The sequence below is a fragment of the Desulfoluna butyratoxydans genome (genome assembly GCF_900699765.1).
GTDB classification, from domain to species: domain Bacteria; phylum Desulfobacterota; class Desulfobacteria; order Desulfobacterales; family Desulfolunaceae; genus Desulfoluna; species Desulfoluna butyratoxydans.
Map to the genome: position 1 here is coordinate 315,967 of NZ_CAADHO010000004.1, position 13,294 is coordinate 329,260.

15 protein-coding genes are annotated in these 13,294 nt (G+C 61.1%); all 15 read left to right on the forward strand.

All coding sequences use genetic code 11. The features are described 5' to 3' along the window. Positions 1-5 precede the first annotated feature (5 nt). The 15 genes from MSL71_RS26925 (at position 6) to cutC (ending at position 13,136) form a co-directional block, all read left to right on the forward strand. Positions 6-641: a BMC domain-containing protein gene (locus MSL71_RS26925; protein WP_281374496.1), complete on the forward strand. Its 636-nt coding sequence runs from the start codon at positions 6-8 to the stop codon at positions 639-641. A 13-nt stretch (positions 642-654) separates the two neighbouring features. Further along, the gene (locus MSL71_RS13545) at positions 655-2,097 is read left to right on the forward strand and encodes an acetaldehyde dehydrogenase (acetylating) (RefSeq protein WP_180141170.1); all 1,443 of its coding nucleotides are present in this window, start codon (positions 655-657) and stop codon (positions 2,095-2,097) included. Between the two features lie 129 nt (positions 2,098-2,226). Next, positions 2,227-2,511 (forward strand): ethanolamine utilization microcompartment protein EutM, encoded by a 285-nt coding sequence (eutM, locus tag MSL71_RS13550; RefSeq protein WP_092215742.1) that lies wholly within the window; start codon positions 2,227-2,229, stop codon positions 2,509-2,511. Positions 2,512-2,517: 6 nt separating this feature from the next. Beyond that, on the forward strand, positions 2,518-3,276 hold the full coding sequence (locus MSL71_RS13555; RefSeq protein WP_180141172.1) for a cobalamin adenosyltransferase: 759 nt from the start codon (positions 2,518-2,520) through the stop codon (positions 3,274-3,276). 8 nt (positions 3,277-3,284) lie between these two features. Then, complete coding sequence (locus tag MSL71_RS13560; RefSeq protein WP_180141174.1) at positions 3,285-3,950, forward strand: phosphate propanoyltransferase; 666 nt, start codon at positions 3,285-3,287, stop codon at positions 3,948-3,950. Next, positions 3,950-4,783, forward strand: a complete 834-nt coding sequence (gene eutJ / locus MSL71_RS13565; protein ID WP_180141176.1) for an ethanolamine utilization protein EutJ — start codon at positions 3,950-3,952, stop codon at positions 4,781-4,783. The genes MSL71_RS13560 and eutJ overlap by 1 nt, the downstream gene beginning before the upstream one ends. Before the next feature lie 10 nt (positions 4,784-4,793). Then, positions 4,794-5,384, forward strand: coding sequence for a hypothetical protein (locus tag MSL71_RS13570; RefSeq protein WP_180141178.1), 591 nt, complete (start codon positions 4,794-4,796; stop codon positions 5,382-5,384). Between the two features lie 54 nt (positions 5,385-5,438). Then, a complete protein-coding gene (locus tag MSL71_RS13575) occupies positions 5,439-5,714 on the forward strand; it encodes a EutN/CcmL family microcompartment protein (RefSeq protein ID WP_092215753.1) in 276 nt (91 codons plus the stop codon). A 5-nt stretch (positions 5,715-5,719) separates the two neighbouring features. After that, positions 5,720-6,265 (forward strand): BMC domain-containing protein, encoded by a 546-nt coding sequence (locus tag MSL71_RS13580; protein WP_180141180.1) that lies wholly within the window; start codon positions 5,720-5,722, stop codon positions 6,263-6,265. A gap of 241 nt (positions 6,266-6,506) precedes the next feature. Beyond that, on the forward strand, positions 6,507-6,785 hold the full coding sequence (gene eutM / locus MSL71_RS13585; RefSeq protein ID WP_180141182.1) for an ethanolamine utilization microcompartment protein EutM: 279 nt from the start codon (positions 6,507-6,509) through the stop codon (positions 6,783-6,785). A 176-nt stretch (positions 6,786-6,961) separates the two neighbouring features. Beyond that, positions 6,962-7,414: a cupin domain-containing protein gene (locus MSL71_RS13590; protein WP_180141184.1), complete on the forward strand. Its 453-nt coding sequence runs from the start codon at positions 6,962-6,964 to the stop codon at positions 7,412-7,414. A gap of 15 nt (positions 7,415-7,429) precedes the next feature. Next, on the forward strand, positions 7,430-8,539 hold the full coding sequence (locus MSL71_RS13595) for a 1-propanol dehydrogenase PduQ (protein ID WP_180141186.1): 1,110 nt from the start codon (positions 7,430-7,432) through the stop codon (positions 8,537-8,539). A 55-nt stretch (positions 8,540-8,594) separates the two neighbouring features. Continuing rightward, on the forward strand, positions 8,595-9,926 hold the full coding sequence (locus tag MSL71_RS13600) for a 4Fe-4S dicluster domain-containing protein (protein WP_180141188.1): 1,332 nt from the start codon (positions 8,595-8,597) through the stop codon (positions 9,924-9,926). A 94-nt stretch (positions 9,927-10,020) separates the two neighbouring features. Further along, positions 10,021-10,572: a BMC domain-containing protein gene (locus tag MSL71_RS13605; protein ID WP_180141190.1), complete on the forward strand. Its 552-nt coding sequence runs from the start codon at positions 10,021-10,023 to the stop codon at positions 10,570-10,572. A 158-nt stretch (positions 10,573-10,730) separates the two neighbouring features. Then, on the forward strand, positions 10,731-13,136 hold the full coding sequence (gene cutC / locus MSL71_RS13610; protein ID WP_218951027.1) for a choline trimethylamine-lyase: 2,406 nt from the start codon (positions 10,731-10,733) through the stop codon (positions 13,134-13,136). Positions 13,137-13,294 lie beyond the last annotated feature (158 nt).

Sequence of the window (13,294 nt, forward strand, 5' to 3'; positions counted from 1 at the left end):
AAGCCATGAAGGCACACGGAGTCATGAAGCTAAACGGCAGGGCATTGGGGATCATCGAGACCGTGGGTCTTGTCCCCGCCATCGAGGCCGGTGACGTGGCGGTGAAGACCGCCGATGTCTCCATCCTCGGTTCCCAGGCCGTGGGTGGGGGCCTTGTCTCCATCCTGATGACCGGTGACGTCTCTGCCGTCAAGGCGTCGGTGGACGCCGGAAGCACGGCGGCCGCGCGTCTTGGGGAGGTTCTCTCCATTACCGTGATCGCCCGCACCGCAGAAGGCCTGGACGGTATTTTGATTGAAGAGGCCAAGCGGCCCACCTGCGTTCCCGAGCGCAAGGCCCCCGAGGCCGAGGAACCGGAGATCCTCCTTGAACCCGAGGTTGAACCGGAACCGGAGCCCGCGGCACTGCCCGATGCGGCGACACCCGACCTCACCGACAGCCCCAGCCCTGCAGATGAGGGCGGAGCCGAGGATGCCCTGACCGTTGACATGGCAGACCTGAAAAAACTGAAAGTGACCAAACTGCGGCGCCTCGCCCGGCAGATCCCCACCTTTTCCATCCCGAGGGGTGAGATCAAGTATGCCAAGAAGAAAGATCTTCTTGAGGCGTTTGTTCAATACATGAAGACATTAGAGAAGTAAGAGAGGACGTAAGATGGTAGATAAGGATTTGCTCTCAATTCAGGAGACCCGAGCCCTGGTCCGTGCGGCACGCGCTGCGCAGCCCGTTCTTGAACGGGCCGGTCAGGAACGCGTGGACGCCCTTGTGGAGGCCATTGCCAAAGTGGGTGCCGAGATGGCTGAAGAGCTGGGCAAGATGGCCAGCGAAGAGACCGGTTTCGGTAAGTGGCAGGACAAGAAGCAGAAGAACATCCTCGCCTCCGAAAAGCTGGTGAGCTACTACCGCGGCGTCAAGACCGTGGGGATCATCAACGAGGACACCGAGAACAAGATCGTTGAGATCGCTGCTCCCATGGGTGTGATCGCCGGCCTCATCCCCTCCACCAACCCCACGAGCACCACGCTCTACAAGGCCATCATCTCCCTTAAGAGCGCCAACGGCATCGTGTTCTCTCCCCACCCCAGCGCGGTGAAGTGCATCACGGCCACCGTCAACATGATCCGCGGCGTCCTCAAGGCCATGGATCTCCCCGAGGACCTCGTGGGCGTCATCAGCGTTCCCACCCTCCAGGGCACCGATGAGCTGATGAAGATCTCCGACATGATCCTGGCCACCGGCGGCAACGCCATGGTCAAGGCCGCTTACAGCTCCGGCACCCCCGCCCTGGGCGTGGGCTCCGGCAACGTGCCCGCCTTCATCGAGCGCAGCGCCGACGTGGACGTGGCCGTCCAGAAGATCTTTGCCTCCAAGACCTTTGACAACGGCACCGTATGCGCCTCCGAGCAGGCCATCGTCACCGAAGCCTGCATCGCAGACAAGGTAAAAGCCAGCGTCATCGCCCAGGGCGGCTACTTCCTGGAAGGGGAGAATCTGGCCAAGGTCAAGCGCGTCATGGAACGCCCCAACGGCTCCATGAACCCCGCCATCGTGGGCCGCTGCGCAGCCGACATCGCCAAGGTGGCCGGTATCGACGTGCCCGCCGGCACCACCATGCTGCTCTGCGACGAGCCCGGCGTGGGACCCAAATTCCCCTTCTCCAAGGAGAAGCTCACCGCCCTTCTCGGTTTCTACGTGGTCAACGACTGGCAGGAAGCCTGCGAGCTCTGCTACAAGCTCCTCCACAACGGCGGCCTGGGCCACTCCATGGGCATCCACTCTAACAACGAGACCGTGATTCGCGAGTTCGCGCTGAAAAAGCCCGTCTCCCGTTTCCTGGTGAACACCCCCACCACCCAGGGCGCCGTGGGCATCTCCACCAACATGGCTCCCTCCTTCACCCTCGGGTGCGGGACCGTGGGCGGCAGCGCCACCTCCGAGAACGTCGGTCCCCAGCAGCTCTTCAACATCCGTCGCATGGCCTACGGCCTGGACGACGCCGCTGCAACCACCTGCAACGCCTCCACCGAGAGCGTGGACGTTCAGGCCGTGACCAACATGATCATGGAGCAGCTCAAAAAGATGAGCGGCACTGTTTAATTGTAAGACAAGGCCGCCTTTTCTGGCGGCCTGAACCAAACACGATGTTGCACCGGGGCTCTTCAGGTTTTTTACGCGGGCCCCGGCGACAGATAGTCACAGATACTTTATTTTTAGGAGAAAAGAATCATGAGTTCACAGAATGCACTTGGAATGATCGAAACCCGAGGTCTCGTAGGCGCAGTAGAAGCAGCAGATGCCATGGTAAAAGCTGCCAACGTTACCCTCATCGGCCGCAGCCAGGTGGGTGCCGGTCTCGTGACCGTGATGGTCCGAGGTGACGTCGGTGCCGTCAAGGCCGCCACCGACGCCGGTGCAGCAGCCGCCGACCGCGTGGGCGAGCTCGTCAGCGTACACGTCATTCCCCGTCCCCACGGTGAAGTGGAGCTGATTCTCCCCAAAATTGAAGGATAATAAGCCATGAAAGTCATATCGGAAACCTATCTGAGGGAGATCTTCAGAAAGGACGTTCCTGAGACTTTCAAGCTGGAGGAGGGTCAGATCCTGACCCCCTCCGCATCCCAGCTTCTCGGTGAGAAGGGGGTCAAGGTCGTCAGGGGGGAAGAAGCGTCATGCGCCTCGCAGCCCGAGGCCGCCCCGGAGAAAACAGAGGCGGAAGGGAAAACCGGCCCGACATACGTGTCGGCCGTTGACGGCAGCTTCTACGACACAAAGCCCGAGCACATGACCCAGCTCACGGGCAACCGCCTGGTCCCCAAGGACCATCCGCGTATTGTGTTCAGGGGCCGTCTCGATACCTGCCAGGGGGAGATTCTCCTGCTGCAGGCCAAAGCCCACGATGCCGGTAAAAAGGCATTGGTGGCGGATCTTTCTGAGATCCTTGAGTGGACCCGCGACATCATGCGCCGCGATGTCCTGGACACCCCCATGCCGGACAAGCCCATCCTTGGGCTTACCGACGGGGAGCTCCGGGCCCACTCCCATAACCCCAAAAAATACTACGGGGTGGGTCACCTTCTCCCCACGTACGACATGGGGGAGATGATTCTGAAGCTCAACCGCCTGCGAGCCCTGGTTCGTGAGTTGGAGGTGTCGGCCGTCAGCGTGCTCAAAGAGTCCTTTCAGCTGGGCACACCCGACATGGTCCAGGCCCTGAACCGCATGAGCAGCGCCATTTACATCATGATGCTCAAAGACAAGGGCGGCATGTACACCTAGGAGATCCGATGCAACAGACTATCGTAGAAGACATTATCAAGAAGGTCATGGACCAGATGGGAGAGACCCCGGCGGAAAAGGCGGCGGCGTCCTGCGACGCAGCCATCCCCGTGGAGCTCTCCGGTCGCCATGTCCATCTGTGTGAAGAAGATATCAAAGAGCTGTTCGGCGGCCCCCTGACCCACGTCAAGGAGCTCTCCCAGCCGGGTCAGTATCTCTGCAAGGAGCGGGTCCGCCTTATCGGTCCCAGCGGCGTCATCGACAACGTGGCGGTCTTAGGGCCCGCCCGACCCAAGAGCCAGGTGGAGCTTTCCCTCACCGACGCTCGTATTCTCGGGATCAAGGCCCCGGTTCGCCAGTCCGGCGACGTGGCCGGTACCCCGGGCGTCGTCCTCACCTCCGGCAGCGGCCTTGCCGGGTTGGAAGAGGGGGTGATCGTTGCAGCCCGTCACATCCACATGTCCCCTGGGGACGCGGCCCGTTTCGGCGTGTCCGACAACCAGAAGGTGGATGTCCACATGGACGGCTCCCGCCCTGCGGTGTTCAAGGATGTCATCGTGCGGGTGAACAAGGACTTCCGACTGGCCATGCACATCGACTTTGACGAAGCCAACAGCTGCGGCCTGGGCAAAAACGCCCGGGGCAGGATCGTGGGCGTCACCCAGGAGGCGTAATGCTGGACTTTTCATCCGTGGATCGGCTCATCGCCGATCTGGAAACGTGCCTCGACACCACACGGGAGGTCTCTCCCACCGAAGAGCTCCTGGTGGGGGTGGACTTGGGTACCGCCTTCATCGTGCTGGTCGTCATGAACAGCAAGAGGGAGCCGGTGGCCTGTGCCATGGAGTTTGCCCAGGTCATCAAAGACGGCCTGGTGGTGGACTACATGGGCGCCATGACCGTGGTCAGGCGTCTCAAGGCCCAGCTTGAGGAACGCCTCGGACGGGAACTGGAGAAGGCGGCCATTGCCGTGCCTCCCGGGACCGGCGAGTCGGACTGCAAGACCCACGGCTATGTGGTGGAAGGCGCGGGGATGGAAGTGACCAACCTGCTGGACGAGCCCACGGCGGCCAACGCCGTGTTGGGGGTTGAAGACGGTGTCATCGTGGACATTGGCGGCGGCACCACCGGCCTCTCCATCCTGGAGAAGGGCAAGGTGGTCTACGTGGCCGACGAAGCCACGGGCGGAACCCATCTCTCCCTGGTCCTCTCCGGCGCTTACAAGGTGAGCTTCGAAGAGGCCGAGGAGATCAAACGGGACTACGGGCGGCACAAGGAGATCTTTGCTGCGGTCCGTCCCGTGATCCAGAAGATGGCCACCATCGTGAAAGGGCACATCGAGGGGCGGAACATAAAATCCGTTTACCTTGTGGGCGGCACCTGCTGCCTTACGGACATGGAGACCGTGTTTGAAAAAGAGCTTGGGATCCCTGTGTACAAACCTGCCAACCCCTTTCTCGTGACCCCCATGGGCATTGCCCTGAGCTCGGTACCACAGGGCGAATAGGAGAGACACCATGGATGTGGAAGCACTGGTAAAAGCCATCGCCGCCGAGGTCCTCAAGCAGATCGACGGCCGTGACGAGGCACCCAGGGTTCTCATCATCGGGGAGAAGACCTGTCCCAAGTGCCAGGCCGCTGAAAAGCAGCTGGGTGACGGGCACGCCTTTCTCTACCCGGATGAAGACCCGGGCCCCAAGGAGAGCCTGCGGCGTATCGTGCCGTATCTTTCCATCCGCCACATGGCGGACATGGCCGCGGGCAAGGCCGAGGGACCCCTGATGGAAAAGGTCCTCACCGCTCTTCTGGCCGGTCACCCGGTGGAGGTGATGGAGTTTGAATACAAGCGGTATGCCGATACCGCCCCCGAAGGCCTCATGCGGCTTTTCGAGGGACAGGAGGCGGCACTGGCCTCCTTCGGCCTGTCCGCCATGGATATGACGAAACGCGACACCGTCCGGATCAGGAAACCCCTGGTGACCGAATCGGACGTGGCAGAGGCTGGCCGCAGGGGTGCAACGGAGCTTTGGCTTCCCGCAGACGCCCAGGTCACCCCCCTTGCCGTGGAGAGCGCCAAGGAACTCGGCATCACCCTTACCCGGGGATAACAACCAACGGGCCATGGCCACTGGGCCGGACCCAACCTTTACGAGGCGACCAGGATGATCGTTGGAAAAGTGATCGGCAATGTGTGGGCCACACGAAAAGAAGACGGCTTAAGCGGCATGAAACTCATGGTGGTCAGGCGCCTGGACGCCTGCACCAACGAAGAGCTCGACTCCCTGGTGGCCGTTGACTTCATCGGCGCGGGCATCGGAGACCGGGTCCTCGTGACCACCGGCAGCTCCGCCCGTAACGCAGGCTCCATTTCTGATGCGCCCGTGGATGCCACCATCGTCGGCATCATCGACGAGGTCGAGGTTCAGGAGGGGATGTAAGGACCATGGATTCCCTGGGCATCATAGAGAGCCGAAGCATCGCCGCCGGTGCGGTCCTTGCCGATATCATGGTCAAGGCCGCGGAGGTGACCCTCCTCAAGGCGGGCACCATCTGCTCCGGCCGCTACATGATCCATGTGGGCGGAGACCGGGCGGCAGTGGCCGCCTCGGTGACGGCCGCCGAAGCCGCTGGCTATGCCCTGGCCGGAAGCTACACCATCGGGGGCGTTTCGCCCCAGGTGCTCCAGGCCCTCAAAAGGGGCCTGGCCGTGCAGGGACAGGGTGCCATCGGCGTGGTGGAATGCCGCACCGCTTCATCGGGCATCGCCGCAGCCGATGAGGCCGTAAAGCGATCTGCCGTGGAGCTGGCCCGCATCGTCACCGGGCAGGGCATCAACGGGAAGTCCTACTTTGTCCTGACGGGCGATGTGGCGTCGGTCCGGGAAGCCGTGGACGCGGCGCGGGAGTCCCTGGGCAAGGCCCTTGTGGAGACGGTGGTGATTCCGTCCCCCGACACCTCGGTGGTCAACGCCCTGGTGAAGCGCCCGTAACGGGCCAATCGTTTGATTTTTTAAAACCATGTAACCATCGCTCGGGGCGCGCTTGAAGCCCTCGGGCGGTACCAAGTGATCAACTTGAAACCACCGTCGCTGCTCTTTTGATTTCCGGTACGGCATCACAGGCAACGCTCAGCCAACGGCGGTATGTTGCAAGCGGATCTATATAATAAGGTAGAACGCAACATTTTTTAAAAGCAGGATACCTACTTTTTTAAAAAAGGAGATACGCACAATGAAAGCATTGGGAATGGTAGAAACCAAAGGTCTTGTGGGCGCCATCGAAGCAGCGGACGCCATGGTTAAAGCAGCCAACGTAGAGCTGGTAGGTCGTGAGCAGGTTGGTTCCGGTCTTGTCACCGCCCTGGTACGCGGAGACGTAGGCGCCGTCAAGGCAGCCACCGACGCCGGTGCAGCCGCCGCCGACCGTGTGGGCGAGCTCGTGAGTGTTCACGTGATTCCCCGTCCCCACTCAGAGGTGGAGCTCATCCTCCCCAAGAAGCAGGAAGCATAAATCGCCCGTGACCGGCGGTGTGGGGAACTCCCATGCCGCCGGCCGCAGGGTCCCGATTCGTGGCTTTTCGTTCCACAAGGGGCGCGTGCGCCTTTGATGGGACGACGAACCAGGCACCGGGACACCCACGACCTGAGTTATCCTATACACCACACCGAAGAAAAAGGAGTCCGAGCATGGATATCAATGAAAAAGTCCTTGAAGAGCTGATCCGAAAAGTGGTCACCGAGCAGATGGGTGGCGCCAAGGCACCGGCCTTTCAAAAAGTCGTGGACAAAGAAAGCGGTGTGCTCTGCGTGAAGACCGAAACCGTCAAGCCCGAGCCCTTTGACACGGGCAAGGCCGGAGACAAAGTCTTTCTCACCGACATCGTGACCCTGGATGAGAGCCCCCGCCTCGGCTGCGGCATCATGGAGATGGAGGCCACCTCCTTTGACTGGACCCTCAAGTACGATGAGGTGGACTACATCATCGACGGCACCCTGGAGATCGTCATCGACGGCCGCAAGGTAGTGGGCAACAAAGGGGACATCATTTTCATCCCCAAAAACACCTCCATCGCCTTCAGCGTTCCCGAGTCCGCACGCTTCATGTACGTTACCTATCCCGCCGACTGGGAATCGCAGTAACCGGAGGACGCAGCATTGACACAATTTAACGGACGCACCCAGATCTGCTACGGCGAAAACGCCATCAACACCCTGGAAAAGCTCAAGGGCAAACATGCCTTTATCGTCACCGACGCCTTCATGGTGAAGATCGGCTTTGCCGACCGCATCATCAGCGGGCTGGAGCGCGCCAACATCACCAGCAGCGTGTACGACAAGGTGGAGCCCGATCCCTCCCTGGAGACCGTGCGGGAGGGCACGGTGAAGCTGCTTGCCGACGGTGCGGACATGATCATCGCCCTGGGGGGCGGTTCCTCCATCGACGCGGCCAAGGCCATCATGTACTTCGCCCACAAGGCGGACCCGGCCAAGGGCAAGCCCCAGCTGGTGGTGATCCCCACCACCAGCGGCACCGGCTCCGAGGTGACGGCGGTCACCGTGGTCACCGACACCGAGCAGCAGATGAAGATCCCTTTGATCGACCCCCTGCTGGTCCCGGACATGGCCGTACTGGACGCCCGGTTTACCCGGTCCGTGCCCCCGTCGGTGACGGCCACCACGGGCATGGATGTTCTGACCCACGCCCTGGAGGCCTTTGTCTCCACCCCGGCCAACGCCTTCACCGACCTGTACGCGGTGCACGCCATCAAGTACGTGTTCCGTTACCTGCTGCGCTGCTACCGCAACGGCGACGACATGGAAGCACGCCAGAACATGCTCCTTGCCTCGTGCATGGCAGGCATGGCCTTCAACAACAGTGGCCTGGGCGTGGCCCACAGCATCGCCCATACCCTGGGGGGCCTGTTCCACATCCCCCACGGCAAGGCCAACGCCGTGCTGCTTCCTTACGTCATCCGCTTCAACAGCTTTGACGTCCGGGACCGCTACCGCACCATCGCCAAGAAGCTCGAACTCCCCTGCGAGACCGTGGAGCAGGGCAACGAGAGCCTCATTGAGGCGGTGCGCTGGCTCAACAGCCAGATGGGGATTCCCAACCGCATCCGGGATTTGGACATCGACGAAAACGAGTTCGAGACATCCCTTGAGACCATGGCCCGCCATGCCATGGAGGATGCCTGCACCTCCACCAACCCGAGGCGCCCCTCTTTGAGGGATCTCCGGCAGTTGCTGCGCAAAGCGTACTAAAAAAACACGCCTCCGGCAGGGCCGCCGGAGGCACCAGTGTACAATGGAATGTCATATGAGAGAGCAGATTGTAGAGAAGGTAAAGAACGCCGGCGTGGTAGGCGCCGGTGGCGCCGGGTTCCCGACGCATGTGAAGATCAACGCCACGGTGGACACGGTCCTTGTGAACGGTGCCTCCTGCGAGCCCCTTCTGATGAGCGACCCCTACATCATGGAGCATGAGCTCGACATCATGATCGAGGGATTGAACGCGGTGCTGGACGCCACAGGCGCCTCCCGCGGTGTCATCTGCATCAAGGGCAAGCACGCCAAGGCCCTCCAGACCATCAAGGACGCTGTGGCCAAGGACACCACCGGACGTCTGGAAGCCTTTGAACTGAAGGATTTCTACCCGGCAGGCGACGAGCAGGTCCTGGTCCGTGAGGTCACCGGCCGCACCGTGCCTGAAGCGGGGATTCCCCTGCAGGTGGGCGTGGTGGTGAGCAACACCGAGTCCCTGTACAACATCGCGGGCGCCATGAAGGATATTCCCCTTACCGAGCGCTACGTCACCGTCACCGGTGAGGTGGGCCGGGACATGGTGGTGAAGGTGCCCGTGGGCACCATTGTCTCCGACCTCCTGGCGTTTGCGGGCGGTTCCAGAATTTCCGATTACCGCGTGGTGGACGGCGGCCCCATGATGGGGCGCGTGCTCCCTGATACCGATCAGCCCGTGACCAAGACCACCAGCGGTCTTATTGTCCTTGACCCCGAGCACAACGTGGTCAAGGGCAAGATCAAGGACCCGGCATCCATCAAGCGCATCACCGGGACGATCTGCTGCCAGTGCACCCACTGCACCGACCTTTGTCCCCGGCATCTTCTTGGGCACGCCATCGCACCCCACAAGCTCATGCGCTCCCTGTCGGCCCTGGTGGCCGATCCCGAGGCCCGAAAGGCAGCCCTTCTCTGCTGCGAATGCGGTGCCTGCGAGAAATTTGCCTGCCCCATGGGTCTTTCGCCCCGTGAGGTAAACGCCATGATCCGCAAGGAGCTCATGAAAGAGGGGATCCGCTGGAACGGCACCGGCGAAGAGCCGGAAAACCACCCCCTGCGCGACGTGCGCTACATTCCCACCAAGCGCCTGATGCAGCGCCTGGACGTGCTGAAGTACGACACCCACCCCGGCATGCCCGAAGAGCGTTTCGTCCCTGAGCGCGTGGCCATTCCCCTTGCCCAGCACATCGGCGCTCCCGCCGCCTGCGTGGTGAAGGAGGGCGATCGCGTTGCCAAGGGCGACCTCATCGGCGAGATTCCCGAAGGGGCCCTGGGCGCACGTATCCACGCCAGCATCGACGGCGTGGTGACCTCCGTCGAGGGCGGTGTGGTGAGGATTTCCAGAGGGTAGGGTGCCCTGTGCGCTCCAGAATAGATATCCGCAGCAAAAAAACGACACGTCACGCCCGAGCGCTCGGCGTCGTGAAGATCAATGAGGTAAATGTATGAATTACAGAACAATCGGTGTTGTCGAAATGAACAGCATCGCCCTGGGGATCCAGACCGCAGACGAAATGAGCAAGGCCGCCACCGTGGACCTGGTGATGGCACGCCCCACCTGCCCCGGACGGTACCTGATCATGGTGGCCGGGGACACCGGCTCCGTCAAGAGCTCCGTCGAAGTCGGCCGTGAGATGGGAGGGGAGCTGGTCATCGACTGGTTCGTGATTCCCAGCGTTCACCCCATGGTGCTGCCCGCTCTCTCCGGGGCCACCATCGTGCCCCGCATCAACGCCCTGGGGGTCATCGAGACCTACACCGTGGCTTCCTGCATTCTGGCCGCCGATGCCGCAGCCAAGTCCGGCCAGGTGGATCTCATCGAGATTCGGTTCGCCGCCGGCCTTGCCGGTAAGTCCTTCGTCACCATGACCGGTGACGTGGGCTCTGTGAAGGCTTCCGTTGCCGCCGGTATCGAAGGGGTGGGCGAGTCCGGCCCCGTCTACAGCCATGTGGTCATTCCCTCACCCAGCGATGACCTCAAGGCACAGCTCGTGTAACGCAGCCGACCGGTTTATTTCCTTGGACCGGTTTCCGTCATGGGGGAGCCTTGCGGTTCCCCCATGATCCTGATCCGCGATGGGCGTCTCTTCGCATATCGCGGATCAGGATCATGCAGTACGGTATGTACCCCCCCCTATTTACGAGGAAGGTGATAATGAACCCCGCAACAGACCCCCGTCAAAAGAGAGCCCAGCTTCCGGCGCGCCTTGCCCGCTTGAAAGAGGCGTATCTCAGCGTCAAACCGAGCATGACCATCGGCCGTGCCCAGGCCTATACGGCAGTGGCCGGAGAGTACCCCGAGCTGCCCAACAACCTGCGCAGAGCCATGGGCTTTAAGAGGGCCTGTGAGACAGCACCCATGCTGATTCAGGACGACGAACTGATTGTGGGGCACCCCTGCGGCAGGGCAAGGGCAGGGGCCTTTTCACCGGACACAGCCTGGAAGTGGGTGCGTGATGAACTCGACACCATCGGCTCCCGTCCCCAGGACCCGTATGTGATCAGCGAGGAAGACAAAAAAATTCTGAGGGAAGAGATTTTTCCCTTCTGGGAAGGCAAGTCCCTTGAGGAAGCCTGCGAAGACTGGTTTCGCAAAGAGGGCTTGTGGGAGTTCGGTGCCGAGTCCTGCGTAAGCGATCTGACCTATCACATGTCAAGCGGCGGCGGAGACACCAGCCCCGGCTACGATATCATTCTCTTTACCAAAGGGATCGGCGGCATCAAGGCCGAAGCCGAGGCCCATCTGGCAGAGCTCTCCGGCGACGCCCCCGAAGACAAGGACAAAATATCCTTTTATCAGGCGGCCATTGAAACCTGCGAGGGGATCCTGATCTATGCTGAGCGCCTTTCGGCCCATGCTCGCGAGCTTGCAGGCAGGGAGCAGGATGAGAAGCGCAGGGCCGAACTTGATAAGATCGCCGAGGTCAACGCCCGGGTTCCGGCCCATCCGCCGGAGACGTTCCAGGAGGCGCTTCAGTCCATCTGGACCATCCAGTCCCTCTTTCTCATGGAAGAGAACCAGTGCAGCACCTCCCTGGGCCGTTTTGATCAGTACGTCTATCCCTGCTTTGAAGCAGATCTCAAGGCGGGGACCCTGGACGACGCCTTGGCCCTTGAGCTCATGGGCTGCTTCATCATCAAGTGCTCGGAGATGATCTGGTACACCCCGGAGGCCACCGCCACGTACTTTGCCGGGTACATGCCCTTTATCAACCTGTGCGTGGGCGGCCAGAAGCGCGAGGGCGGGGACGCCACCAATGACTTGACCTACCTTGTGATGGATGCCGTGGCCAGGGTGGGGGTCTATCAGCCCTCCTTGGCCTGCCGCATCCACAACCAGTCCCCCCAGGCGTATCTTCAAAAGGTGGTGGAGGTTATCAAGGCCGGGGGCGGCATGCCCGCCTGCCACTTCGACGACGCCCACATCAAGATGATGCTGAGGAAGGGCTTTGATTTTGAGGACGCCCGGGATTACAGCCTCATGGGCTGCGTGGAACCCCAGAAATCCGGCCGGATTCATCAGTGGACGGCCGGGGGCTTTACCCAGTGGCCCATTGCCATTGAGTTTGTCTTCAACCGCGGTGTGCTGGCATCCTACGGCCCCGACAGGCAGGGGCTCGATACCGGCGAGCTGGACCGGTTCACCACCTTCGAGCAGTTTGACGCGGCCGTGAAAAAGCAGCTGGACCACATCATGGCCCTCACGGCCAGGGGCACGGTGATCAATCAGACCCTGGTTCGGGACATGATGCCCACCCCCTATATGTCCCTGTTCGTGGACGGGTGTATGCAGAGCGGCAAAGACGTGACCGCAGGGGGCGCAGTGCTCTACGAAGGGCCCGGAACGATCTTTGCCGGGCTGGGCACTTACGTGGACAGCATGGCCGCCGTGAAAAAACTCGTTTTTGATGAGAAAAAGGTCACCCTTGCCGAGCTCAAAGCAGCCATGGATGCCGACTGGAAAGGGTATGAAGAGATTCGCCGGGCTTGCCTTTCGGCGCCCAAATACGGCAATGACGACGACGTTGCCGATTTTATCGCCCGGGACATCGTGGACTACACCGAGAAAACCATTAACGGGTTCACCACCCTTTACGCCCGCATGATCCACGGTACCCTGTCCCAGTCCTTCAACACCCCCCTGGGTGAGATGGTGGGGGCCACACCCAACGGCCGCTTAGCCGGCGCGCCCCTGTCGGACGGCATGAGTCCCTCCCAGGGGGCCGACACCAAGGGCCCCACGGCCGTCATCAAGTCCGTGGGAAAACTCAATGTGGAGTCCATGAGCCTGGGGATGGCTCACAACTTCAAGCTGATGGAAGGCTCCCTGGAGACACCCCAGGGCGAGGCCGGGCTCATCGCCTTGCTCCGCACGGCCTCTCTTTTCGGCAACGGGCAGATGCAGTTCAATTATATCGATAACGACACCCTGAAAAAGGCCCAGGAGTCACCCGAGGAGTACCGTGACCTCATGGTTCGGGTTGCAGGGTACAGCGCCTTTTTCGTGGAACTTTGCAAAGAGGTGCAGGACGAAATCATCAGCCGTACCATGTTGGATTGATTCTATCCCGGATATTTCATGAGAAAACGGCCAGACCGAGGTAATGGAGTGTTCATAGGGGTCGTTACTGTAAAAAAAAATAGATATTTCAAAAATACAAAATGAATTCATGGCTTTCTGCTCGATTTTCTCACCCTTCGGGCGAGCCGAGTGCACCC